Below are 24,351 nucleotides of genomic sequence, written 5' to 3'. Positions count from 1 at the left end.
TGACCGCAGGAACACCTGCAATCAAGCCGCGACACATTATTGCCGGGCAGCGGAAGCAAGCAAACATGGCGCAAATATCGGAAGCGGGCGTTCGCAGCGTTCTCGAAACCGTGATCGACCCGGTGACGGCGAAGAACGTCGTCGCCCTGGGCATGGTCGGCGGCATCGCGGTGCGCGGCGGTCACGTCGCCGTCACGCTGGACGTCGATCCGGCGCGCGGCCCCTCGCTCGAGCCGCTGCGCCAGGCCTGCGAACAGGCAGTCCGGGCGATGCCCGGCGTCCTGTCGGCGACGGCGGTGATGACATCGGAGAGGCCCGCGCCCGCCGCGGCGCCCCGGCCGCACGATCACGGCCATGGCCACGGCCCCGCGCCCGGTCAGGGCGCCGCCGCGGGCAAGACCACCGGCGGCGGCGGACGGATCGAGGTGCCGGGCGTCAAGCACATCATCGCCGTGGCCTCGGGCAAGGGCGGCGTCGGCAAGTCCACGACGGCGGTCAATCTCGCGCTCGGCCTGGCGGCCAACGGCGTCGCCACCGGACTGCTCGACGCCGACATCTACGGTCCCTCGATGCCGCGCATGCTCGACGTCAAGGAGAAGCCCGAGTCGCTCGACGGCAAGGCCCTGAAGCCGATCGAGCGCTACGGCCTCAGGACCATGTCGATCGGCTATATCGTCAACGAGGACACGCCGATGATCTGGCGCGGCCCCATGGTGTCGAGCGCGCTCGAGCAGATGCTGCGCGACGTGCAGTGGGGCGAGCTCGACGTGCTGGTGGTCGACATGCCGCCCGGCACCGGCGACGCGCAGCTGACGCTGGCCCAGCGGGTGGCGCTGAGCGGCGCGGTCATCGTCTCGACGCCGCAGGACATCGCCTTGGTCGACGCCCGCAAGGGCCTCAACATGTTCCGCAAGGTCGCGGTCCCGGTGCTGGGCATCGTCGAGAACATGAGCTTCTTCGTGTGCCCGCACTGCGGCGAGCGCTCGGAGATCTTCGGCCACGGCGGGGCCCGCGAGGAGGCGGAGAAGCTCGGCGTGCCGTTCCTGGGCGAGGTGCCGCTGCATCTCGACATCCGCACGACGTCGGACTCGGGCCATCCGATCGTGGTGGCGCAGCCCGACGGGCCGCACGCCCAGATCTACAGGAACATCGCCGGTCGCGTCTGGAAGCAGCTTTCGGCCAGCCAGCGCGGCCCGCGCGCCGCGCCGCGCATCGTGGTGCGCTGATCTTGCCCACATCTGTCGTCCTGAGCGTAGCGAAGGACCTCATCGCCGCTTCAACGGGCATGAGATCCTTCGCTACGCTCAGGATGACATGAGGCGGCCCGCGCTCCGGCGAGACTAGCCCCGCCTCTTGCGCTTCGCCGCCGCCGCCTTGCGCGGCTCCCATTTGCCGATCATGCCGTGGACGCCGATCATCGAGCCGGCGACCAGCTCGAGCGCGAGGAAGCGCCGGTCCTCGACCCAGCCGGGGAGCTGCATGTTGAGCGCGAGGTCGCGCCGGAAGCCGAACTGGTTGTAGTACTCGGGATCGCCGACCAGGATGATGCGGCTGTGGCCGAGCATGCGCGACTGGGCCATCGAGTGCCACATCAGCGCCTTGCCGTAGCCCAGGCCGCGCAGCTCCGGCGCGATCGCCAGGGGTCCGAGCAGGATCGCCGGCCATCGCTCGTTGACCAGGATCGGCCAGTTGCGGATCGACGCCACCATCCGATCCTTCTGGTCGAGGGCGACGAAGCAGAGCTCGCGCATCGGCTTCACGCCCTCACGCAGGCGGAAGACCGTCTTGTGATGACGGTCGGGCCCGAAGGCGGCCTCGTTCATCTCCTCGACCGCGGCGCTGTCGCGCGGCCGCTCGCGCAGCAGCCGCAGCCGGCCGGGCGTGTCCCTAGCCAAGGCCGAGCACCGCGGCGAGTTCCCGCCATTCGCGCGGATTTAGCCCGCTCGACTTCTGGTCGACCGTCTCGCCGGCGATCATGCGCCGGATGGCGGCGAGGCCGGTCCTGGAGAGATGGGCGCCGCCCAGCCGGTACTCGATGAAGGCATCGTGGCTGATCGGGCACCAGCGCCTGAGCGTATCCAGCATGACCTCGGCATAGACGCGGATCTCGTACTGCGCGTGCGCGTCGGCGCGCAGCGACAGGAAATGCATGAGGTTGTGCAGGTTCGTCTTCCAGTACCACTGCGTATAGAAGGCCAGCGACAGGTTCATGCGCGCCAGTTCGCGGGCCAGGCCGGAGCGCTCGGGATCGAGCGGCTCGCCGCTCTCGCCCTCGTTCAGCATCTCCATGTAGTGCTCGTAGACCAGTTCGGCGTCCTTCTTCAGGAGGTCGAAGACGCGCTCGGCCTCGCGGCCGGTCAGGACCTGGTCGCGGCCCTGCCGGTTGGCCTTGCTCTGGGCCGCCAGATGCTCGGGCTGCGGCAGGTAGTATTCGTTGTCGAGGATCGAGTAGCGCGCCGAGTACTCGTTCACGTTGGCGGTGCGGTGGCGGATCCACTGGCGTGCCACGAAGATCGGCAGCTTCACGTGGTACTTGATCTCGCACATCTCGAACGGCGTCGTGTGGCGGTGCCGCATGAGGTAGTTGATCAGCCCGCGATCCTCGCTGACCTTTTTGGTGCCGCGGCCGTAGCTCACCCGGGCAGCCTGCACCACGGCGGCGTCGTCGCCCATGTAGTCGACGACCCGGACGAACCCGTGGTCGAGGACGGGGAGCGCCTGGAAAAGGATCTCCTCCAGCGCGGGGACGCTCGGCCGCCGGGACGGCTGCGCCGCGCCACGCGCCTGGTCGATCTCGGCCTGCTGGTCGCTGGAGAGGGGCATTATCGTTGTCCTTCGTTGGCCGCGGACTCTATGGGCGGCGGCGGCCCCCTTCCATGGGGAAATCGCGGCGGACACTGTAGCAAGCACCGCCTTCTAAAAGCCGTCGGGAGAACCTATATTAGGGGTGTCGGGAAACCGACTATGGCGATAAACGCCGCGTGAAATAAGCGTTTCGGACCCGGGGGCAGTACCCGGCGCCTCCACCAATTCCTCCAACCCGAACGGGGCGGAGACTGTGGGGGCGAACCAGGATCGACGAGCGTGGTAAAGGCGCGGTTTTTGCCCGGTATGGTTCCGCCGTGACGGGCCATTCACAAGTGCTAACGATAACACCGTTACACTCGCTGCTGCCGCCTAAACAGCGGACGTAAGCGCGGTTCGGGGGGGCACCGGGCAACAGAAGCCCTCCCACTTCATCCTGAATATTCGGGGTTCCCTGCGATTGACTCTGGTGGTACGCGGGCCGACGATGAATCTTCAATTGTCCAACCGGCCATGAACGACCGCTTCCACTACGACGCTCTGGTCGACGACGCGCTGCGCAGCGTCGTTCGCCGCGTGCTGACGCAGGTGGCCGAGAAAGGCCTGCCGGGCTCGCACCATTTCTACATCTCGTTCCGCAGCAACGATCCCGGCGTCGTGCTGCCCGACTATCTGCGCGCCAAGTACCCGGAGGAGATGACGATCGTCCTCCAGCATCAGTACTGGGACCTGATCCTCGGCGCGAACTACTTCGAGGTCACGGTCAGCTTCAACAAGCAGCAGGAGCGGATCCGGGTACCGTTCGCCGCCCTGTCGGCCTTCGTCGACCCGTCGGTCCGCTTCGGACTGCAATTCGATCGCAAGGACAAGGCCGCGGGCAACGGCGAGACGGCCGCGGCCCCGCCGGCCGCCCTGCCGCCGGCCGACAAGCGCCCGCCGCTCGCGGCGCCCGTCGCTTCCGAGGAGCAGCCGGAAGGCGAAGCCGGACCCGAACCGGAGGCCAAGCCGGAAGACGCCGCCTCGAAGGTCGTCAAGCTCGACAGCTTCCGCAAGAAGTAGCCCGGCGACGCCCCCGCCGGCGGAGCGGGGCCCAACCAATATGCTCTGGACGTCCCGCTGCCGTTGCGGCAGGGAAAGCCCGCGAACGCGCGGCGCGCCAGGAGACAGCCATGCCCGATTTCCAGTTCCAGGAGATGTTTCCGCACGGTGAGGATACGACCCCTTACCGCAAGCTCTCCTCCGACCATGTCGGCACGGCGAAGTTCAACGGCCGCGACGTGCTGACCGTGGAGCCCGAGGCGCTCACGCTCCTGACGGCGGCCGCCTTCCACGACATCTCGCACCTGCTGCGCCCCGGCCACCTCGCCCAGCTGCGCTCGATCCTCGACGACGGCGAGGCTTCGGCCAACGACAAGTACGTGGCGCTCGAGCTGCTGAAGAACGCCAACATCGCGGCCGGTGGCGTGCTGCCGATGTGCCAGGACACCGGCACGGCGATCGTCATGGGCAAGAAGGGCCAGTCGGTGTGGACCGGCGGCGGCGACGAGGAGGCGATCTCGCGCGGCGTCTTCAAGACCTATACCGAGACCAACCTGCGCTACAGCCAGGTCTCGCCGCTCTCGATGTTCAAGGAAGTGCAGACCGGCACCAACCTGCCGGCGCAGATCGACATCTACGCCACCGACGGCGATGCCTACAAATTCCTGTTCGTCGCCAAGGGCGGCGGCTCGGCCAACAAGAGCTATCTCTACCAGCAGACTCCGGCGGTGCTGAACGAGGCCGCCCTGCTCAAGTTCCTCGATACCCAGATCCGCACGCTGGGCACCGCGGCCTGCCCGCCCTACCACCTCGCCATCGTGGTCGGCGGCACCTCCGCCGAGATGAACCTCAAGACGGTGAAGCTCGCCTCGACGCGCTACCTCGACGACCTGCCGGGCGAGGGCAACAACAGGGGCGTGGCCGTCCGCGACCGCGAGATGGAGAAGAAGGTGCTGGAGCTGACCCGCCAGATGGGCATCGGCGCCCAGTTCGGCGGCAAGTACTTCTGCCACGACGTGCGGGTCATCCGCCTGCCGCGCCACGGCGCCTCGGTGCCGATCGGCATGGGCGTCTCCTGCTCGGCCGACCGCCAGGCCGTCGGCAAGATCACCAGGGACGGCATCTTCCTCGAGCAGCTCGAGACCAACCCGGCGCACTTCCTGCCGGAGGTCGAACCGCAGCAGCTCTCGGGCGAGGTCGTCTCGGTCGACCTGAACAAGGGCATGGCGCACACGCTGTCGGTGCTGACGAAGTACCCGGTGAAGACGCGCGTGAACCTGACCGGCACGCTGATCGTGGCGCGCGATTCGGCGCACGCGAAGCTCAAAGAGCGGCTCGACCGCGGCGAGGGCCTGCCCGACTACTTCAAGCAGTTCCCCGTCTACTATGCCGGCCCCGCGAAGACGCCGGAGGGCATGCCGTCGGGCTCGTTCGGCCCGACCACCGCCGGCCGCATGGATTCCTACGTCGACCTGTTCCAGGCCAACGGCGGCTCGATGGTCATGCTGGCCAAGGGCAACCGCAGCAAGCAGGTCGTCGACGCGTGCAAGAAGCACAAGGGCTTCTACCTGGGCTCGATCGGCGGTCCGGCCGCCATCCTGGCCAAGAACTGCATCCGCAAGGTCGAGGTTCTCGAATATCCCGAGCTCGGGATGGAGGCGATCTGGCGCATCCAGGTCGAGAACTTCCCGGCCTTCATCGTCACCGACGACAAGGGCAACGACTTCTTCAGCGAACTGAAGATCTGAGCCGTAGGTTCCTCAGGTCACGCCGCCCGGCCAGGCGAGGGTGCGGCAGCGCCCGGGAAAGGCGCGCAGCACGAGCGGTTCGGCGGTCCGCCCTCCGGGCCTCAGGCGCTCGGCCGGGATCCATCCGGAATCGGGTCGCGATCCCGGCGCGGCGGTGAAGCCGGACGCAGTTCCGAGGTCGAGCCTCGCCCAGCCGCCATGGCGGCCGGTGACCGTCACCACCGGGCGTGCCGCCTCGGCTGGCCCGGCCGCGATCGATCCGAGCGCCGCGGCCTCGGGTGCCGGCCGGTCGCGTACGACCACCCCCTCCCCCGGTAGCAGCGCCAAGGATGCAGACAGGCCGCAGAAGTCCGCGTCGCCGCCGGCCTCGACCGCGTGCTGGACGACACTGAACCCGGCAAGCACGGCAACCGTGCCGATGATGGCCCGAAGCATCGCGCCCCTTCCCGATGACGGCTGCCGCTCCCCAGCGGCCGCTCCCATTCCCCGGTCCGCTTCTAGCAACCCCATCGGGCCGGAGTCCGGGCGGCTTTGTATGAGTTGTTTCGCGGCGAGGCGGGCGGGCGTCACGCGCCGGGCGGGTTTCCGGTAAGCTCTGCCGCCATGAACCTCGCGAAGCACCATCTCGACATCGGCCTGTTCTCGACCCGGCGCGACGAGCAGCTGGCGTTCTGGCAGGAGACGGTCGGTCTTCCCTACGACCATATGGGCAAGCTGGGCGGCGGCATGCAGCAGCATCGCCACCACATGAACGGCTCGATCCTGAAGATGAACCATTCGCGCGCCCCCCTGCCCGACCTGCCGCCCTCGGGCATCGTCGGCCTGCAGATCGCCCGCGAGGGCCTGGCGGCGGCCCGGCCGCTGCACGATCCCGACGGCAATGCGGTGACCCTGGTCCCGCGGGGCGCGGAGGGCGTCGAGGGCATCGCGATCCTGCTGCGCGTCAACGATCCGGCCGAGCACGACCGGTTCTGGACCGAGGCCATGCAGTTCGAGCGCGCCGGCGAGGGCCGCTACCGCTGCGGCGATTCCCTGGTGGTGGTGGCGGAGCGTGGCCGGGTCGAGCGCGCCCGCGCCAGCCAGTGGCGCGGCCCCGGCTATCGCTACCTGACGGTGCAGGTGTGGGACTGCCTGGCCGAGCATGCCGGCATAGTGGCGCGCGGCGGCGCCTCGGGCGGCGAGCCGCGCGTGCTGGGCGACACCGTGCGCTATGCCTTCGTCTGCGATCCCGACGGCAACCACATCGAGATCAGCCAGCGCGCCTCCCTCACGGGCGGCACGCTGTAGCGGACGAAGTCCTAGCGCTTCTTGCGGGTGCCGAAGCGGGCCATCAGCGCGGCCTTCTGGGCGGCGAGGACGTCGTCCTGCGCGCGCTTCTGGGCGTCAATGCGCTCTTGCTCCTCGCGACGGATCCGCTCGGCTTCGGCCGCGATCTGGGCCTCCTTGCGGGCCTTGCGATCGGCCGCCTCCTGCTCCTGGGCGGCACGGCGGGCGCGGCGACGCTCGGCATCGCGCTCCTCGCGCGCCCGGGCCGCCGCGATGCGCGCCTCCTGGCGGGCGGCGAATTCCGGATCCTTGCTCGGGTCCTTGGCCTTCACCCGCTCGAGCAGGGCCTGCTTGGCCTTGGCAGCGGAGTCGAGGCGATCTTCCAGCGTATCCTGTGTCTTCAAAGTGTCTTCCCTATTCAGCAGCGGCTGCCGCCGCCTGTTTCCTGGCCCGCTTGCGATCCTCCGGTTCGAGGAAACGCTTGCGCAAGCGGATCGACTTCGGCGTCACCTCGACGAGCTCGTCGTCGTCGATATAGGCGATCGCCTGCTCGAGCGACATCCGCCGGGGCGGCGTCAGCCTCACCGCCTCGTCCTTGCCGGCGGCGCGGATGTTGGTGAGCTGCTTGCCCTTCAGCACGTTGACGTCGAGATCGTTGCCGCGGCTGTGCTCGCCGATCAGCATGCCCTGGTACACCGCGGTGCCGGGATCGATGAACATCGGCCCGCGCTCCTCGAGGTTCCACAGGGCGTAGGCCACGGCCGTGCCCTCCGCATTGGCGATGAGGGCGCCGTTGCGGCGTCCGGGGATCGGGCCGCGATAGGGCCCGTAGGAATGGAACAGCCGGTTCATGACGCCGGTGCCGCGCGTGTCCGTCAGGAACTCACCGTGATAGCCGATCAACCCGCGCGACGGCGCGTGGAACACCAGGCGAGTCTTGCCGGCGCCGGACGGGCGCATGTCCTGCAGCTCGCCCTTGCGGGTCGAGATCTGCTCGACCACCACGCCGGTATGGGCGTCGTCGACGTCGATCACGACCTCCTCGATGGGCTCCAGCCGCTGGCCCGTCGCCGGGTCGTTCTGGAACAGCACGCGCGGCCGGCCGACTGCGAGCTCGAAGCCCTCGCGGCGCATCGTCTCGATCAGCACGCCGAGCTGGAGCTCGCCTCGGCCGGCGACCTCGTAGGCGTCGGTATTGTCGGTATCGCGCACGCGGATGGCGACGTTGCCCTCGGCCTCGCGCATCAGGCGGGCGCGGATCATGCGCGTCGTGACCTTGTCGCCCTCGCGACCGGCCAGCGGCGAATCGTTCACCGCGAAGGTCATGGCGAGCGTCGGCGGATCGACGGGCTGGGCCGGCAGCGCCGCCTCGACCGTGAGGTCGCCCAGCGTGTCGGCGACGGTCGCGTTCTTGAAGCCAGCGATCGCCACGATGTCGCCGGCCTCGGCGAAGTCGATCGGCTGGCGCTCGAGGCCGCGGAAGGCCAGCAGCTTGGTGACGCGGGTCTGCTCGATCTCGTCGCCGGCCGCGCCTAGCGCCTTCAGCGTCGTGTTCGGCTTGATCGACCCCGACTGGATGCGGCCGGTCAGGATGCGTCCCAGGAACGGATCCGATTCCAGGGTCGTCACCAGCATGCGGAAGGCCGGATCGCTGTCGACCTTGGGCGGCGGCACGTGGCGCAGCATGAGGTCGAACAGGGGCGACATGTCCTTGTGCTCCTCGTCGAGCGAGGTCGCGGCCCAGCCTTGCTTGGCCGAGGCGAAGAGCGTCGGGAAGTCGAGCTGCTCGTCCGACGCCTCGAGGGCGGCGAACAGGTCGAACACCTCGTCGTGGACCTGATGGGCCCGCGCGTCGGGACGGTCGACCTTGTTGATCAGCACGATCGGCCGCAGGCCAAGGCGCAGCGCCTTGCCCAGGACGAACTTGGTCTGCGGCAGCGGCCCCTCGGCGGCGTCGACCAGCAGGACCACCCCGTCGACCATCGACAGGATGCGCTCGACCTCGCCGCCGAAGTCGGCGTGGCCGGGCGTGTCCACGATGTTGACGCGCGTACCCTGCCAGACGACCGACGTCGCCTTGGCCAGGATGGTGATGCCGCGCTCGCGCTCGAGGTCGTTGGAGTCCATCGCCCGCTCCGCGACCTGCTGGTTGTCGCGGAAGGTGCCGCTCTGGCGGAGCAGGCAATCGACGAGCGTGGTCTTGCCGTGGTCGACGTGCGCGATGATCGCGACGTTGCGGATGTCCATGGGAATGTGAGGAATGTCCGAGGAAATGAGTCGGCGCGCTTATACGCACGCTCTGTGACGGCGGCAAGGCGGGTTGAGGCCGCAGGCCCCCGCTGCCACAGTCCCGCCATGCGCAAACGTTCCGTCACAATCGGCGGCCATCGCACCTCGGTGTCGCTGGAGGACGCCTTCTGGGACGAGCTGACGGCGATCGCCGGCCGGCGGGGCGTCTCCCTGAATGCGCTGGTCGCCGAGATCGATCACGGCCGCGGCGAGCGCCGCAACCTGTCGAGCGCGCTGCGGCTGCACGTGCTCGACGATATGCGGGAACGCACGATCATTCGAGATTGAAGCCCTTGCGGCGCACGAATGCTCCGAATTCGGCGCGCTCAGGCACCGAATATTGCCGCGCCTTGTCCTCGGACCAGCCGTAGTCGGGGCTCTGCCCGAACCGGTCGACGAAGCGCTGGCTCTTGTAGGGCTGCACCGCCTCGCGGCGGCGGTCGTAGGCCGCCATCTTCTCCCGCAAGCCCGCCTCGTCGTAGCGGTCGTGGTGGATGGTGACGTCGAGGCCGAGCCGCGGGCTCATCACCCCCTCGAACGAGGGCCAGCCGACGCCCAGGGCGGCGACGGGAAAAACGTGCCCGGGCAGGCCGAGGATCTCCGAGACCGCCTCGGCGTGGTTGCGGATGGCGCTGATCGGGCAGGTCCCCAGCCCCGCCCGGTCGGCCGCGGCGATGAAGGTCGCCAGCACGATCCCGGCATCGACCGAGGCGTTGAAGAAGGGATCGAGATGGTCGTTCACGAACGGCCGCTGGCGCCACTCGAACATCAGGCGGTGGCGGCGGTTGTTGGCGCAGAAGACGAGGAACACGGGCGCCGCCTGAACCCAGGGATTGTCGGGCAGCAGGGCCTCGAGCTTCGCCCGCTGGCCCTTGTCCGAGACGATCACGATGTCGGCCTGCTGCAGGTCCGACTTGGACGGCGCCGACAGCGCCACCGCGCACAGCGTCTCGACCAGCGCCGGATCGACCGGCTTGTCGAGATAGCGGCGCATGACGCGGCGGTTGGCCATGTCGGCCAGGACCTCGACGCCCTTCGGCGCCTCCTGGAGAGCGGGTGCCGAGCCGAAGCGCGACTTCAGGATGGTCAGGAGACGGTCAAGCAAGGCAAGGTCCTCAACGGCCAAAGATGTTGGGTATCTGGATCGGCAACTGGATCGGCGAGCGCTGCGACGGCTGCTGCTGCTGCTGTTGTTGCTGCTGCTGCTGGCCACCCTGCCCGCCCACGATGTTGCCGATGCCGGGAATGTTGCTGGCCGCTCCGGGAAGCGTGCTCTTCATCCCCGGCGGGTCCTTGGCGGTGCCGCGCGCGACGCGCAGCGCCGGCGAGGACAGCGGTCCGCGCGCCGTCGTGACCAGATAGGGCGCCGACGTGTCCTCGGCGATCACGACGTTGATGGTCGTGTCGGTCGTCGAGGCGGCGATGTTGGTGCGGGTCGCGATGTGGGCGGTCGCCCGGTTGCCCTGCACCGCCAGGCCCTTGTCGGTCAGCAGGCCGCCCGCGATGTCGACCCGCCCGCTGATGGGATTGTCGCGATTGACGAAGCGGTTCAGCACCAGCGAGATCGCGTTCAGCATGTTGCTGGCGCCGATGCCGCCCTGCTGTCCGGCCGCCCCCAGGAGGTTGCCCAGCGTCTGGTCGATCACGCCGCCGGCCACGCCGGCCAGCGCCGTGCCGATGAACTGCAGCGCCTTGTCGGCGCCGACGAAGATGTGGCCGCCGAGCTGCGCGCCGCCCGCCATCGACTTCCTGATCTGGTCGGCGGTCGCACCGGCCGCCCGCACTGTCAGCCCGGAAGCGTTCAGCCGGCCGTCGACCGTGACCTTGATCGTGCTGCCGAACTCGTTGGTGCCGGCGAGGCCGCGCAGCATCTCGCTGATGTAGAGCCCCGTGACGTCGCCCTTGAGGTCGATCGCGAGCGCCGGCTGGCTGGCGTTCACCACGCCCGACAGCGCCAGGGTCCCGCCATAGATCGCCCCCTTGAAGTGGGCGATCGTCAGCACGCCGCCCTTCAGGGTCGCGGCGAGGTCGGCATTGCCGATGCGCAGCGAGCCGTCGACGAGGCTGGTGGCCGCGAGCTTGAAGGAGCCGTCGACGCTGCGCAGCGGGCCGGTGTCGATCGGCGCGGCTGCCGCAGGCCGGCCGCGCGCCGGCGCCTTGGCCGCGGCACCGCTTCCGCCGATCTTGCCGAGGTCGAGCACGTTCGCGCGCAGGTCGGCATTGACCTGCGGCCGGCCGCTGAGCGTCGCGTCGACCGACCCGTCGAGCGCCTGCCCGTTCAGGACCAGGTTGCCCTTGTAGGCGGCCGACTTCGGCGTTCCCTGGGCGGCCCCCGGCAGCGACAGGGTGCCGGTCGCCCGCACGCTCTGCCCGGCGGCGTTGAGCGTGAATTCGCGCAGGGCGACCTGCTCAAGGCTGCCCGCTACGCCGCCCGACGCCGTCACGGCGCCGATACCCGTCGGTGCGGTGCCCACCACCTTGAGAACGCGGTCGAGATCGGGCGCGTCGAAGTTGAAGGCGATGTCGGGCCGCGGCTGGGCCGCATCGTAGTTTGCCACCGTACCGCGCACCGCCAGGCGCGCGCCGCCCAGGTTCGAGACCTTGACGTCGTTGAGCCGCAACGTGCTGCCCCGCAGCGCCACGTCGACATCGACGCCGCCGATCGTCTCCTTGTGCCAGATGAGCCGGGCGATCCTGGCCTTGAGCCCGATGGTCGGCCCCAGCACCCGGCTGGCGGCGGACGATGCGGCGGCGGGCGCGCCGCCCGCCGGCGACCCGCCGGCCGGCGCGGCGAGATAGGAATCCAGGTCCAGCGTATCGAGGTTGACCTGGGCCACGATCGCGAGCGGCACGCCGAAGGTGACGGTGATGCCGCCGGTGCCCTTGAGGTCGTCGAGCTCGAAGGCCGCGTCGCTCACCTGGACGTTACCGCCGGTCGACGCCATGCGGCCCTTGAGGCTGAGCCGCTGGAGCTTGTCGGCGGGGACGGACGAGACGTCGACGGCCAGCCAGTCCAGCGTCTGGCGCAGCTTGGGGCCGACCAAGCTGAACTCGCCCGCCACCGTCGGGCGGCTGGGATCGCCGGACATCGTCGACCGCGCCTGCAGGACGAGATCGCCGGGCAGGGTCGCGGCGAGCTTCGGCACCGCGACGGCACCGCCCTGCGCCTCGAGCTGCAGGGCGACGCTGCGGATCGCCTGCTTCTTGTAGACGACCTCGCCGACCTCGAAGGAGAGATCGGCGGCGATCGAGGCGAGCGCGCTCGGCCCGGGTGGCGGCGCCGGCTGGGCGGTGGCTCCGGCGGGCGGCGGCGCGGTCGCAGCCGGCGGCGGCGCCGGGGTGAGGCTGGCCAGCCAGCGATCGAGGTCGATGCGGTCGGCAACGAGGTCGGCATCGATCGCGAGCTTCGGGGAGAGCGTGACCGTCGCCGAGCCCTTGGCGCTGTCCTGCCCGAAGGCGAGCCGGAAGTTCTTGGCGGCCACCGAAGTCTGCGCGGCATCGATCGCGCCGTCGAAGGCGAATTTCCCGGCCAGCAGCGGCGGCAGGTCGGGCCGCGGCTGGCCCGTCATCGTCGCCAGGGCGCCGACGAAGGCGATCAGGTCATCGGCCGACACCGAGGCCATGCCGACCAGGTGCCCCGACGCTGCGATCTCCGTCAGGTAACCCTTGAAAGACAGTCGGCCGCCGGCCGCCTCGAGCTGGAGCTCGGTCGGATAGCCGTCGGGATTGCGGGTGCCGATCGTCACGTCGAGGCGCAGCGGCGCGCCGGCGACGGTAGCGCTCACCTTCACCGAATAGGGGCCTTCGGACGACGGCACCGAGGCCGTGACGTCGGCCTTCTCGGCGACGACCGAGAGCCCGGCCTTGGCATCGCTGAAGATCAGCGTGCCGTTCTCGATGGTCAGGCGGCCGAGCGACAGCGACGGACCCGATGAGGGAGCGGACGTCGCCGGCCGGGCGGCGGCAACCGACGGCGCGAACTCCCAGTTCGGCCGGCCCTGGGCATCGATCTCGAGGACGATCTTCGGCTCGACCAGCGTGACTTCGCTCGGCGCCAGCTCCCCGCTCAGAAGGCTGACGAGCGACGGCTTCACCGAGACCGACTTCACCTCCACCATGCTGGCGTTGCTGGAGCCCGGCGCGTTGAAGAACTTGACGTTGGTCAGGGTGACCACCGGCGTCGGCAGGAGCGACAGCGAGATCGGGCCGTCGAGCACCAGATCGCGCCCGGTGGCCTTCTTCACGGCGGCGGCGATTTCGGGCTTGCGCCCGTTGAGGTCGATCAGCGACGGCAGCAGGAGCACGACGACGACGAGCAGCCCGACGACGGCGCCCCCGCCGATCAGCACGCGCCTGAGGAGTTTCGACGTCATGGAACGCTCCCGTTGCCCGACGTCCCGACACTAGAGCATTATCGGCGCGACTGAAATCAGCGGAACGAGGCGGGCGCCGACATCATGGGCGACATCGTCAACCTGAGGCGGGCACGCAAGGACAAGGCACGGCGCGAGCGCGCCGTCGAGGCCGACGCCAACCGGCGGCGCTTCGGCCGCACCAAGGCGCAGAAGGCCGAGGACGAGGCCGAAAGAGAACGCGTCCAGCGCGACGTCGACGGCAAGCGGATCGATCGCGAGTAGCTCAGGCGGGCTTGCGCCCGAGGGCCAGCCGCTCGAAGAAGGCCCGCGTCTCCTGATCGGCGCCGGGGCCCGCCACGGCCCGCACGTTGGTCAGCTCCAGCCGGCGGCCGCTCTCGGCGTCGATCAGCACCGGCTCGAGCGCCCGCCCGTCGCGATGGTCGACCAGGTCCATCGGCTTGCCGCTGCGCGCCGCCGCGCCGAAACGGTCGCCCCACTGCTTCAGGCCGACGATGACCGGGAAGAGCGCGGCGCCCTTGTCGGTCAGCCGGTACTCGTGGCGCAGCGGCCGCTCGCGGTAGGCGGTCTTGCGGAAGATGCCGGCCTCCACGAGCTTCTTGAGCCGCGCCGTCAGGACGTTGCGGGCGATGCCGAGATTCTCCTGGAAATCATCGAACCGGCGCACGCCGTAGAACGCGTCGCGCACGATCAGCAGCGTCCAGGGCTCGCCCACGATATCGAGCGCGGAGGCGATCGAGCAGTTCATCCTCTCGTAGGACGTTCGGCGCATGGCGGGGAAGTATAGGCCCGGCCGGGGACCGCGCAATGCGCGCGCCGCCGGCCGCGCCGAGGTATGCGCGGCCCGTAGGAGGCCCGCTTCCCGTCAGCCTCGCCGCCGCGAGAAAGCCAGGAGGAGGGCCATTCCGACGACGCCGGAGATCAGCGACGCGGCCAGGATTCCCACCTTCGCCGACCGCAGCGCCGCCTCGTCGAACGCCAGGGTGGCGATGAACAGCGACATGGTGAAGCCGATGCCGGCCAGCGCCCCCGCTCCCAGCACCATCGGCCAGGAAATGTCGGCCTGCTTGTGGGCGAGCTTCAACCTGACCGCCAGCCACGACGCGATGAACACGCCGAGCGGCTTGCCGACGGCGAGCCCGGCGACGATGGCGAGCGCGATCGGTTCGGTGATGGCGCCGACCGTCACGCCGACGCCGGCGTTCGCCAAGGCAAAGAGCGGCAACACGAGGAAGGCCGACCAGGGATGGAGGGCCGATTCCAGCCTCTGCTGCGGCGACAGGCTTTCCACCGCGGCGCGGGCCAGCTTCTGCCGCACCGGCATGGGCGTGGCTTCCTCCTCGACCGGCTCGCGCCCGATGCTCCGCGCCCACTCCAGGAAGTGGGCGAGCCTCGCCTCGCCGACCCAGGGCTTCACCGGCGTGAGCACGCCGATCGCGACGCCCGCCAGCGTGGGATGGACGCCCGACTGTTCAAGCGCCAGCCAGATCAGCACGCCGACAGCCCAGTAGGCCACCATCGGGCGAATCCCGAGCGCTCGCATCGCCAGCATGACCAGGAGGCCACCGACCGCCAATCCGAACGGCACGACCTCGAAGCCGTGACTGTAGCCGAAGGCAATGACCAGGATGGCGCCGATATCGTCGACGATCGCGAGCGCCAGGACGAAGACCCGCAGACCGACCGGGACGCGCCGGCCCAGCAGCGCCATGCAGCCCACCGCGAAGGCGATGTCGGTGGCCATGACGGTGCCCCAGCCGGCGGCGGCCTGCGGCTGCGGCGGAAGCACGCCCTGCACCAGGACGAGATAGAGGGCCGCGGGGACCAGCATGCCGCCGATCGCCGCGGCGATGGAGAAGACCGCCGCCCGGGGATCGCGCAGCTCGCCCATGACGATCTCGCGCTTGAGCTCGAGACCGACCACGAAAAAGAAGATGGTGACCAGGCCGTCGTTGATCCAGTGACGCAGCGTGTGGTCCCAGACGATGTCCCCGAGTCTCAGGCCGATCTTGGTCTGCCAGATCGATTCGAACGCCGAAGCAAGAGGCGAGTTGGCCAGCGCCAGCGCGATCACCGTGGCCACGAGGAGCACGAGCCCGCCCGACGTCTCGGTGTGCAGGAACTTCTGCAGGGGCGATCCGAGGGCGGAGATCGGCTCCTGGGGAAAGTCCGGTTCCGGTCGGTCGCTCTTGGCGCTCATGAGCGTGTCCCCTTGGCGCGACAGCCCGTCAGGGACTGTCTCCACAGCAAAACGCCCGGGCCTTGCGGCCCGGGCGTGCCGATCGAAGCGGGATGCTTCTGGCTATTCGCGTTCCTGACCCATGAACATCATCAGGAACTGGAAGAGGTTCACGAAGTCGAGGTAGAGGCTCAGCGCGCCGAACACGGCGACCTTCTGGGCCGCCTCGGTGCCCCAGGCCTCGGCATACTGTTCCTTGATCCGCTGGGTGTCGTAGGCGATCAGGCCCGAGAAGATCAGCACCCCGGCGACCGAGATGATGAAGGTCATCGTGCCCGACGGGAAGAACAGGTTCACCAGGCTGGCCAGGATGATGCCGACCAGGCCCATGAACAGGAACTTGCCGAAGGCCGACAGGTCGCGCTTGGTCGTGTAGCCGTAGAGGCTGAGCGCGCCGAAGGCAGCGGCGGTCACGAAGAAGGTGCGCGCCACCGAGGCGCCGGTGTAGCGGAACAGCACCAGCGACAGGCTGACGCCCATCAGGGCGGTCACCGCCCAGTAGACGGCCTGGACTCCGGCCGCGCTCATCTGCGCGGCGCGGAAGCCCACGAGCAGCAGCAGGCCGAGCGGCGCGAAGATCGCGATCCAGCCGAGCGCGTTCAGGCCGACGACCCGGCCGCCCTGCAGCTGGAAGAACAACGCGGCAAGTTCCTGGTACTGGAACAGCGCGAAGGCGACGATGCCCGACAGGGCGAGCCCCGACGCCATGTAGTTGTAGACGCGCACCATGTGGTTGCGCAGACCGACATCGAACGATGCCTGGTCGGCAACGCTGCCGGCGCGATTGAAGGTGCCGAAGTTCGGATTAGCCATAGTGCAGTAGCCTCCACAGGGGGCTTCGTTGGACTGCCCCTTCGTCGCGTAATCTGGGGGCACAGACGGGGTGAATCAATAGGGTTAGCGCGTTGAAATCCGGCGATTTCCGGTCCCGGCGGCCGGAATCCAATCACTCATTCGTTACGGAGCAGGGCGAGCGGTCTTTGCCGCAATGCCGCCATAGTTCCGGCCAGTCCGAACGCCAGCGTGAGCGCCATCGCGCCCACGGCCACGACCACGGCCACGACCGGCAGGAACGTCCAGTCGAGGCCCATCAGCCGGCTGACCACCAGCCAGGCGCCGAGCGTTCCGACGCCGAGGGCGGCGGCGGCCGTCGCCAGACCAAGGGCGGCGAACTCCCAGGCGAAGATGCCGGCGATGCGCGCCCGCGTCGCGCCCAGCACCTTCATCACCACGGCCTCGTGCACCCGCCGCTGCTGGGTCGCGAGCATCGCACCGGCCAGCACCAGCAGGCCGGCCAGGATGCTGAGCGAGCCGATCGCCCGGCTGGCGAGGCCGATATTGCCCAGCACGCCGGCCGCCGTCTCGATGGCCTCGCGGATGCTCACGACGGTGACGTTGGGGAACTGGTCGGTGACGGCGGTGAAGATCGCGGCCTCGGCCGCCGGCGTCGCCTTCACCGTGGCGAGATAGGTGTGCGGCGCCTTGTCGAGCACGCCGGGCGAGAAGACGAAGACGAAGTTGATGGCGAGCGTGGTCCATTCGATGTGGCGCAGCGAGGCGATCTTGGCCTCGATGTCGCGGCCCAGCACGTTGACGGTGATGCTGTCGCCCAGGCCGAGCCCGAACGCCTGCGCGAGGCCCGCGTCGAACGACACGAGCTGGGGCCCGCGATAGTCGGCCGCCCACCACTGCCCGGCCACGATGCGCGACCCCTCGGGCGGCGTCGCCGAATAGGTGACGCCGCGGTCGCCGTCGACGGCCCAGCGGGCATCCGACGGGACGGCGACCTCGCTCACCGGCTTGCCGTTGAGCTGGACGATCCGGCCGCGCAGCGACGGCACCTTTTCCAGCGGTCCGGCCCCCGGGATGGCGGCGATGGTCTTCTCGAACGCCTCGATCTGGCTCGACTGGATGTCGACGAAGAAGAAGGCCGGCGCATCGCTGGGAATCCGGCTGGTGAGCTGCTCCCGCAGGTTGCCTTCGATCAGGGCCGTGGCGACGAGCACGGTGAGGCCAAGCCCCAGCGACAGCATGACGATCGGGGTCGGCGCGCCCGGCCGGTGCAGGTTGGCCAGCGCCAGCCGAAGCCCCGCCAGCCGAGGCTTGCCGGCCCGCTGCGCGGCCAGCATCAGCAGGCGCGCCAGCAGCGGGAAGGCGACGAAGGCGCCGACCGCGCCCAGCACGAACCAGCCCGCGATGCGCCGGCTGTCGGCGGTGAACACGGTGAACGCCGCCAGCGCCAGCGCCACGGCGCCGACCAGCAGCGCGTCGCGCCACACCAGCCGCCCGCCATGGACGACGGCGCCGCGCATCAGGGTGGCGGCCGGCACGCGCCGGGCGCGCAGCAGCGGCAGGAGCGCGAACAGCAGCGACACCAGCAGGCCGAACCCCGCCGCGATCGCCAGCGGCGCGGCATAGACGGCCACCCGCGCGCGTACCGGCAGGACGTCGGCCACGATCGACTGGGCGACGAACGGCAGGCTGGCGCCCACGACCAGCCCGATCGCCACGCCGACGAGAGAGAGGGCCGAGAGCTGGACGAGATAGGCCGAGAAGATCAGCCGCTCCGGCGCTCCCAGGCATTTCAGGGTGGCGATGGTGCGCAGGCGCCCGGCCAGGAAGCTCGCGATGGCGTTGCCGACACCGACGCCGCCGACCAGGAGGGAGGCCAGCCCGATCAGCCCGATGAACTGGGTCAGCCGGTCGAGCCAGAAGCGGATGCCGCCGCCGGCCTGGGCAAGCCCGCGCACCCGCCAGCCCGCATCGGGGAAACGCGCGCCCAGCTTCTCGACCACGGCGGCGTCGGAAACGCCGGCCGGCAGGCGCATGCGGTATTCCCAGGTCAGCAGGCTGCCCGGCTGCACCAGCCCGGAGGCCGTCACGGCCTCGAACGGGATCATCAGGCGCGGCCCGAGGCTCGCGAAGGCGCTCAGCCCGCGATCGGGCTCGCGGACGATGATGTCGCGCACCTCGACCGTCACCTCGCCGACCTTGAGGCGGTCGCCCAGCGCCATGTTCATGCGCCGGAGCGCGGTGTCCTCGACCACGGCGCCCCAGACGCCGTCCCGCAGGGCCAGCGCGTCGGCGAGGCTGCCGCCGCCCTTCAGCGCGACCGTGCCGTACAGCGGGTAAGCCGGCTCGACCGCCTTGAGCTGCACCAGGGTCGGCCGCCCGTCCTTCTTCTCGGGCCGGGCCATGGCTCGGCTGTCGATCCAGCGCGCGAACTGGCCCTGTTCCCTCATGAAGGCGAGCTGCTCGGGAGTCGCCTCGCGATAGAGCAGCGACACGGCGACGTCGCCGCCCAGGATCTCGCGCGCATCGGCGCGCAGCCCCTCCTCGACGGCGCGGCTGAACGACAGGATCGCCGCGATCGCCGCCACGCCGACCGCGAGACAGGCGATGAACACGCGGAAACCGCCGAGGCCGCTGCGCATCTCGCGCCGCGCCAGCCGGAGCGCCAGCATCACGGCGTCACCGTCCCGTCCGGTTGGCGCCGCTCATTGCGCGGCGAGCGCCGCGGTGCGGTCGTCGCCGACCACCAGCCCGTCGGCGATGCGAAGGATGCGGTCACAGCGCGCGGCCAGCGCCATGTCGTGCGTGATCAGGATCAGTGTCGTGCCGTCGGCCCGCGCCAGCTCGAACAGGAGGTCCATGACCTGCCGGCCGGTGGCGCCGTCGAGATTGCCGGTCGGCTCGTCGGCCAGCAGCAGCCGCGGGCGGCTGACGAACGCGCGCGCGACGGCCACGCGCTGCTGCTCGCCGCCGGAGAGCTGTGCGGGATAGTGGCTGACCCGATGGCCGAGGCCGACGCGCTGCAGCGCCGCCTCGGCAAGCGCGAAGGCATCGCTGCGGCCGGCGAACTCGAGCGGCAGCGCGACATTCTCGTGCGCGGTCATGGTGGGAATGAGGTGGAAGCCCTGGAAGACGATGCCGATATGGTCGCGGCGCAGGCGCGCCCGCTGGTCATCGTCCAGCGGCCCGAGATCGCGGCCCACGACCTCGACGCGGCCGGACGTGGCCCGCTCGAGGCCGCCCGCCACCATCATCAGGCTCGACTTGCCCGCACCGGAAGGGCCGACCACGGCGGCGATCTCGCCGGCGGCAATATCGAGGCTGACGCCACGCAGGATATTGACCGTACCGGCATCGCTTGCCATGTCGAGATGGACGTCGGCGAGACGGACGATGGGTCCGTCGGCAATCGGTCGGCTGGCAGGAAACGGGCCGGTCAAGCGAGCTCCGGGAAAGAGGCCATGGTATTCGCCAAGGGATATGGTCGTTTTGCGGCAGCGGTCAATTCGCTGCTGGTCACGATCCTGTTGAGCCTGTCGGGCCTGTCGGGCCTGTTGAGCCTGTCGGCCTGGTCGGGCGCCCATGCACAAAGCGCGCCTGCCCCGGTCGACGCCATCAAGCTCGCGATCCTGGGCGACAGCCTGACGGCCGGCTACGGCGTCAAGCCGGACCAGGCGATTCCGGCGCGGCTGCAGGCGGCGCTGCGGGCACAGGGCCGCAACGTCACCGTCATCAATCACGGCGTGTCGGGCGACACGACGGCCGGCGGCCTGGAGCGACTCGACTGGATGCTCGGCGACAAGCCGGACATCGTCCTGGTCGAGCTCGGCGCCAACGACGCGTTGCGCGCCACCGATCCGGCGACGACCGAGCGCAACCTCGACACCATCCTGACGCGGCTCAAGGCGGCGGGTGTGCGGGTGTGGCTCGCCGGCATGCTCGCCCCGCGCAACTACGGCCCGGAGTATGCCCGGCAGTTCGACGGGCTCTACAAGAAGCTGGCCGACAAGCACGGCGTCCCGCTCTACCCGTTCTTCCTCGAGGGCGTGGCGCAGGATCCGGCCCTCAACCAGGCCGACGGGATCCATCCCAATCCGAAGGGGGTCGACGTCATCGTCGAGCATCTGCTGCCCTTCGTGACCAGCAACCTCGACAAGAATGCCGCGTCTGTTCGTAGCCCTGCCCGTCCCTGACGAGATTGCCGACCAGCTCCTGTCGCTGCAGTCGGGCGTGCCCGACGCGCGCTGGCAGCCGCCGGAGAACTTCCACGTCACCCTGTGCTTCGCGGGCGAGGTCCAGGGCGGCACGATGCGCGACTTCGAGGAGGAGCTCAGCGACATCGACGGGCCGCCCTTCGCGGTCGCCCTCGCCGGCGTCGAGCAGTTCGTCAACGGCCGCCAGCCGCGCGCGCTGGTCGCCTCGGTCGAGCGCAGCGAGCGCCTCGACTGGCTGCAGCAGAAGGTGTCCACCGTCGCGCGCAACTGCGGCATCGTGCTGGAGCGCCGCAAGTACCGGCCGCATGTCACCCTGGCGCGCTTCGCCAGCGGCGCCGAGGCCGGTCACCATCTCGCGCAGTTCATGGCCAGCCACGGTACCTTCCGCGCCGGACCGTGGATCGCCGACCATTTCGCGCTCTATTCCAGCCGGATGGGCCGCAACGGGTCGATCTACTCGGAAGAAGCGGGCTACCCGCTCCGCTTCTGACAGCGCAGCCGCTTCGGCAGCTTGCCTCGTCACCGGCCAGAACGGGTAGAGACAGAACCAGAGGATCGCGGCCACGTCGGACCAGAGCGACACGAGGATCCGAGTCCCGTGGCCAAGCCCATCGCGGCACGACCTGCCAGGTATGGCCAAGACTGCGAATTGTCGCGGGGCCAGGCCTGCCTTGCCGCTTGCTCGACCCACTCGGGATGGCGCGCGGCCTCGCTGAGGCCCAATCCGCACCCTCTTCGAGACCCGCGAGGAACGGATCATCCGCCATGAAGCCCTCGCCTTGTGACGCTTGACGCATCATGACGGCACTAATTACTCCAGTCAACTAACTATAACTTTCGTTCTTCCGCCAGTTCCGGCGTGCGTCGACGGATCTCGATTCACGCCGGAGGCGGCGCACGGGGCTCCGCTTCCGAGGCGAGTTTTTTCGCACCGGGGAGGCCTGCGCGAAGACTGCCGGCAGTGACGGCAAGCTGGCCATCGCGCGGCCGCGGGATCGCCGATCGCCTGTCGCACGACGACGAGATCGCCTTAAACTGGTGCGGCAGCGACATGCAGGAAGGGGAAGCGCGGAGATCGTGACAAGCGTCGATCGTGAAGCGGCGGCCCGCGCGGGGCGCACGGGCATCGTCGCCCGGACCGCGCTGGTTCTGGGCGCCGTGCTGTTCTCGCTGGTCCTGCTCGAGCTGGGCTGCAGGATGGTCCGCTCCGGGCCGGCCGGCCTCGTCCACTGGCCCAACCTTGCGCGCGAGCGCATGAGCAACAACGAGGAAGGCGGCGTGCCCTGCGCCTATGCCTACGACGCCGAACTCGGCTGGACCTCGCCTGCCGGCTGCCGCTCACGCGGCTACAATGTCGACGAGGCCGGTTTCCGCCTCGCGCCGGCACCCGCCGCGCTCGCGACACCGCCGATCCTGGTCACGGGCTCGTCCTTCGCCAAGGGCGACGAGGTCGATGATGCCGAGACCTGGCCCGCCTACCTGCAGGACCAGATCGGCCGCACGGTCCTGAACGCCGGAGTGAGCGGATACTCGCTCGATCAGACGGTGCTGAACACCGAGCGGCTGGCCGCCCGGCTGTCTCCGCTCGCCATCGTCGTCGGCTTCACGCCCGGCGACATAAGACGATCGGAGATGGTCGTCACCTGGAGCCGGCCCAAGCCCTACTTCGCGCCGTCCGGCGAGGGCCTCGTGCTGAAGAATGTCCCCGTCCCCGGCCGTCCCGGCGAGCCGGTGGCTCTGCCGTGGCCGGCACGGCTGTTCGGCCGCTCGATCCTGGCCGACGAGATCGTGAAGCGGCTCGGCATCCGGAAGGGCTGGTACTTCAAGGAAGTTCCCGCCCTGCCGCCCGGCACCGGCAAGACGATCGCCTGCCGGCTGATGCCGCGGCTGGCCGCGCTCGGCCGTCCGGTGGTGGTGCTGGCACAGTATGGCCGTGCCTACTGGACGCAGCCGCAGGACACGCGTCAGCGGGAATCCGCGGCCGTCGCCGCGGTGCTCGACTGCGCCAGCCGCGCCGGACTCGCGACGCTCGACATGGCGGGGCCGATGGGCGCCATGGTGGAGGCCGCCGGTCTCGCCTCGGTCTACCGCAGCGAACACCATTCGGCGGCCGGCAATCGCATGGTCGCCGACCACGTGCGCGAGGCGCTGGCGCAGCATGGGCTCCTGCCGTCGGAGGCCCGCCGATGATGAGAACGTCACCGCTCCGGCGGGCCATGCTCGCGGCCGTCCTTGCGCTCACGATGGCACCGTCCGTCGCGACTGCGAACGATGCCGAGACCTGCGAGAGGCCGTCGGGCGAAGGCGCGCTCGCGGCCTGCTCCCGCGCCATCGCGTCCGGGAACTACACGGGCAACCAGCTGGCGCGGCTCCACGCCGATCGCGGCGACGCCTGGGCGCACAAGGGCGAGCTCGATCGCGCGATCGAAGACTACGACCAGGCGATCCGGCTCAGCCCGCGCTACGCGCACGCCTACAACCATCGCGGCATGGCGTACGCCGACAAGGGCGACCGTGGGCGCGCGATCGAAGATTACGACCAGGCGATCCGGCTCGATCCACGATATGCGCATGCCTACGACAATCGCAGCGCGGCCTGGAGCGCGCGCGGCGAGTTCGGCCGGGCGATCGCCGATTTCGACGCCGCGAGCCGCCTGCGGCCGCAGAGCCCCGCCTGCGCGCCCGAGCCGGGACGGGTGATCGCGTGCGTCCGGCCGTCGGCGACCGATCCCGCGATTCGCCGCTTCGACAGTCCGAGCTATGTCCTGTTCGACGACAGGAGCGGGCCGGATGCCGAGCTGCTCGTGTTCCTGCCGGGCACCGACGGACGGCCGCCGGGCCCGCTGCGCTTTCTCAAGGCCGCCGCGGATGCCGGCTATCGCGTCATCTCGCTGGCCACCAACGACGTTCCCGCCGTCGCCCAGTTCTGTCCGCACCGGCCGGATCCCGACTGCTCGGGCAACTTCCGTCGCATGCGCATCTATGGCGACGGCACGGCACTCGATCCCGCCATCGACAACACGCCGGCGGAGTCGATCGTCAATCGCCTCGCGAAGCTGCTGCAGTATCTCGACCGGCTTCAGCCGCAGCGCGGCTGGCGCCGCTATCTCGAGGGTGGGGCGCCAAGGTGGAGCCGTATCGCCCTGGCCGGCCAGTCGCAGGGCGCCGGCATGGCCGCCTTCATCGCCCAGGGCCACGAGGTCGCCCGGGTCATCCTGTTCTCGAGCCCGTGGGACTTCATGGTGAAGAAGGGGCACGGCGATGTGCTGGCGCCCTGGCTGTCGGCACCCAGCCGGACGCCGCCGCAGCGCTGGTATGCCGGCTATCACGAGAAGGAAGACACCGCCCGGCTGATCGCCCGGGCCTATGCCGCGCTGCGCATCCCGCCGGACCATGTCCGGGTCTTCCGGCAGGACCTGCCGGTGTCGCCGCAGGTCGCCCGGCGCCGCAACCTCTATCACGGGCAGGGCCTCTACAGCCCGACCTACGACCAGGATCGCGCGTTCTTCCTCGGCCGGTCGCCGTAGAGCGTGACCGAAGCGCGACGGGGGAGAGCGATTGTGAATCCATCGGAGCGCGGACCTCCA

At 69.8% G+C, this 24,351-nt stretch carries 22 protein-coding genes and 1 other RNA gene; 11 read left to right on the top strand and 12 right to left on the bottom strand.

Annotation, left to right across the window (positions count from 1 at the left end; translation table 11 throughout):
* The first annotated feature begins 65 nt into the window (after window positions 1-65).
* Window positions 66-1,226: an iron-sulfur cluster carrier protein ApbC gene (gene apbC / locus ACO073_RS10025; protein ID WP_421997111.1), complete on the top strand. Its 1,161-nt coding sequence runs from the start codon at window positions 66-68 to the stop codon at window positions 1,224-1,226.
* Between the two features lie 114 nt (window positions 1,227-1,340).
* Here apbC and ACO073_RS10020 read toward each other — a convergent pair whose 3' ends face one another.
* Window positions 1,341-1,895 (bottom strand): GNAT family N-acetyltransferase, encoded by a 555-nt coding sequence (locus ACO073_RS10020; protein ID WP_421997110.1) that lies wholly within the window; start codon window positions 1,893-1,895, stop codon window positions 1,341-1,343.
* Window positions 1,888-2,826 (bottom strand): FAD-dependent thymidylate synthase, encoded by a 939-nt coding sequence (gene thyX / locus ACO073_RS10015; RefSeq protein WP_421997419.1) that lies wholly within the window; start codon window positions 2,824-2,826, stop codon window positions 1,888-1,890. The genes ACO073_RS10020 and thyX overlap by 8 nt, the downstream gene beginning before the upstream one ends.
* Before the next feature lie 84 nt (window positions 2,827-2,910).
* On the opposite strand from thyX, the gene ssrA reads away from it, so the two are divergent.
* The 3 genes from ssrA (at window position 2,911) to ACO073_RS10000 (ending at window position 5,591) form a co-directional block, all read left to right on the top strand.
* Window positions 2,911-3,236, top strand: a transfer-messenger RNA (tmRNA) gene (gene ssrA, locus ACO073_RS10010).
* 82 nt (window positions 3,237-3,318) lie between these two features.
* Complete coding sequence (locus ACO073_RS10005; protein ID WP_421997108.1) at window positions 3,319-3,864, top strand: SspB family protein; 546 nt, start codon at window positions 3,319-3,321, stop codon at window positions 3,862-3,864.
* Between the two features lie 110 nt (window positions 3,865-3,974).
* Window positions 3,975-5,591: a fumarate hydratase gene (locus ACO073_RS10000; protein ID WP_421997107.1), complete on the top strand. Its 1,617-nt coding sequence runs from the start codon at window positions 3,975-3,977 to the stop codon at window positions 5,589-5,591.
* Window positions 5,592-5,603: 12 nt separating this feature from the next.
* Here the strand turns inward: ACO073_RS10000 and ACO073_RS09995 are convergent, their stop codons facing one another.
* Window positions 5,604-6,026 (bottom strand): hypothetical protein, encoded by a 423-nt coding sequence (locus ACO073_RS09995; RefSeq protein WP_421997106.1) that lies wholly within the window; start codon window positions 6,024-6,026, stop codon window positions 5,604-5,606.
* Window positions 6,027-6,194: 168 nt separating this feature from the next.
* Here ACO073_RS09995 and ACO073_RS09990 point away from each other — a divergent pair, with 168 nt between their 5' ends.
* Window positions 6,195-6,878, top strand: coding sequence for a VOC family protein (locus tag ACO073_RS09990; RefSeq protein ID WP_421997104.1), 684 nt, complete (start codon window positions 6,195-6,197; stop codon window positions 6,876-6,878).
* Window positions 6,879-6,889: 11 nt separating this feature from the next.
* Here ACO073_RS09990 and ACO073_RS09985 read toward each other — a convergent pair whose 3' ends face one another.
* Complete coding sequence (locus ACO073_RS09985; RefSeq protein WP_421997103.1) at window positions 6,890-7,261, bottom strand: DUF6481 family protein; 372 nt, start codon at window positions 7,259-7,261, stop codon at window positions 6,890-6,892.
* Between the two features lie 10 nt (window positions 7,262-7,271).
* Window positions 7,272-9,104 carry a translational GTPase TypA gene (typA, locus tag ACO073_RS09980; RefSeq protein WP_421997102.1) on the bottom strand — a complete coding sequence of 611 codons (1,833 nt, stop codon included), beginning with the start codon at window positions 9,102-9,104 and terminating at the stop codon, window positions 7,272-7,274.
* 108 nt (window positions 9,105-9,212) lie between these two features.
* Here typA and ACO073_RS09975 point away from each other — a divergent pair, with 108 nt between their 5' ends.
* Window positions 9,213-9,434 (top strand): ribbon-helix-helix domain-containing protein, encoded by a 222-nt coding sequence (locus ACO073_RS09975; RefSeq protein WP_421997101.1) that lies wholly within the window; start codon window positions 9,213-9,215, stop codon window positions 9,432-9,434.
* Here ACO073_RS09975 and ACO073_RS09970 read toward each other — a convergent pair.
* Together ACO073_RS09970 and ACO073_RS09965 are read right to left on the bottom strand one after the other, a co-directional pair.
* Window positions 9,421-10,251, bottom strand: a complete 831-nt coding sequence (locus tag ACO073_RS09970) for a nitroreductase family protein (RefSeq protein WP_421997100.1) — start codon at window positions 10,249-10,251, stop codon at window positions 9,421-9,423. The genes ACO073_RS09975 and ACO073_RS09970 overlap by 14 nt on opposite strands.
* A gap of 10 nt (window positions 10,252-10,261) precedes the next feature.
* Window positions 10,262-13,519: an AsmA family protein gene (locus ACO073_RS09965; RefSeq protein ID WP_421997098.1), complete on the bottom strand. Its 3,258-nt coding sequence runs from the start codon at window positions 13,517-13,519 to the stop codon at window positions 10,262-10,264.
* An 84-nt stretch (window positions 13,520-13,603) separates the two neighbouring features.
* Here ACO073_RS09965 and ACO073_RS09960 point away from each other — a divergent pair, with 84 nt between their 5' ends.
* Window positions 13,604-13,783 (top strand): DUF4169 family protein, encoded by a 180-nt coding sequence (locus tag ACO073_RS09960; RefSeq protein ID WP_421997097.1) that lies wholly within the window; start codon window positions 13,604-13,606, stop codon window positions 13,781-13,783.
* Window position 13,784: 1 nt separating this feature from the next.
* On the opposite strand, the gene ACO073_RS09955 is transcribed toward ACO073_RS09960, so the two are convergent.
* From ACO073_RS09955 to ACO073_RS09935, 5 genes are all read right to left on the bottom strand, one after another.
* Complete coding sequence (locus ACO073_RS09955; protein ID WP_421997096.1) at window positions 13,785-14,291, bottom strand: winged helix-turn-helix transcriptional regulator; 507 nt, start codon at window positions 14,289-14,291, stop codon at window positions 13,785-13,787.
* A gap of 93 nt (window positions 14,292-14,384) precedes the next feature.
* Window positions 14,385-15,719 (bottom strand): Na+/H+ antiporter NhaA, encoded by a 1,335-nt coding sequence (nhaA, locus tag ACO073_RS09950; RefSeq protein ID WP_421997094.1) that lies wholly within the window; start codon window positions 15,717-15,719, stop codon window positions 14,385-14,387.
* Between the two features lie 102 nt (window positions 15,720-15,821).
* A complete protein-coding gene (locus ACO073_RS09945) occupies window positions 15,822-16,571 on the bottom strand; it encodes a Bax inhibitor-1/YccA family protein (RefSeq protein ID WP_421997092.1) in 750 nt (249 codons plus the stop codon).
* A 137-nt stretch (window positions 16,572-16,708) separates the two neighbouring features.
* Complete coding sequence (locus ACO073_RS09940; RefSeq protein WP_421997418.1) at window positions 16,709-19,222, bottom strand: ABC transporter permease; 2,514 nt, start codon at window positions 19,220-19,222, stop codon at window positions 16,709-16,711.
* Between the two features lie 33 nt (window positions 19,223-19,255).
* Window positions 19,256-19,915, bottom strand: coding sequence for an ABC transporter ATP-binding protein (locus ACO073_RS09935; RefSeq protein WP_421997417.1), 660 nt, complete (start codon window positions 19,913-19,915; stop codon window positions 19,256-19,258).
* 96 nt (window positions 19,916-20,011) lie between these two features.
* Between ACO073_RS09935 and ACO073_RS09930 the strand changes: the two genes are divergently transcribed.
* The 4 genes from ACO073_RS09930 to ACO073_RS09915 all read left to right on the top strand — a co-directional run bounded on the left by ACO073_RS09930 (window position 20,012) and on the right by ACO073_RS09915 (window position 24,291).
* A complete protein-coding gene (locus ACO073_RS09930) occupies window positions 20,012-20,743 on the top strand; it encodes an arylesterase (protein ID WP_421997091.1) in 732 nt (243 codons plus the stop codon).
* On the top strand, window positions 20,709-21,254 hold the full coding sequence (gene thpR / locus ACO073_RS09925) for an RNA 2',3'-cyclic phosphodiesterase (RefSeq protein WP_421997089.1): 546 nt from the start codon (window positions 20,709-20,711) through the stop codon (window positions 21,252-21,254). The genes ACO073_RS09930 and thpR overlap by 35 nt, the downstream gene beginning before the upstream one ends.
* 587 nt (window positions 21,255-21,841) lie before the next feature.
* Window positions 21,842-22,954 carry a hypothetical protein gene (locus tag ACO073_RS09920; RefSeq protein ID WP_421997088.1) on the top strand — a complete coding sequence of 371 codons (1,113 nt, stop codon included), beginning with the start codon at window positions 21,842-21,844 and terminating at the stop codon, window positions 22,952-22,954.
* Window positions 22,951-24,291, top strand: a complete 1,341-nt coding sequence (locus tag ACO073_RS09915; protein WP_421997087.1) for a BPSS1187 family protein — start codon at window positions 22,951-22,953, stop codon at window positions 24,289-24,291. Before ACO073_RS09920 ends, ACO073_RS09915 begins: the two co-directional genes overlap by 4 nt.
* Window positions 24,292-24,351 lie beyond the last annotated feature (60 nt).

The sequence above is a fragment of the Reyranella sp. genome (genome assembly GCF_965229815.1).
Lineage (GTDB): Bacteria > Pseudomonadota > Alphaproteobacteria > Reyranellales > Reyranellaceae > Reyranella.
This window is presented reverse-complemented; position numbering and strand designations above follow the sequence as displayed.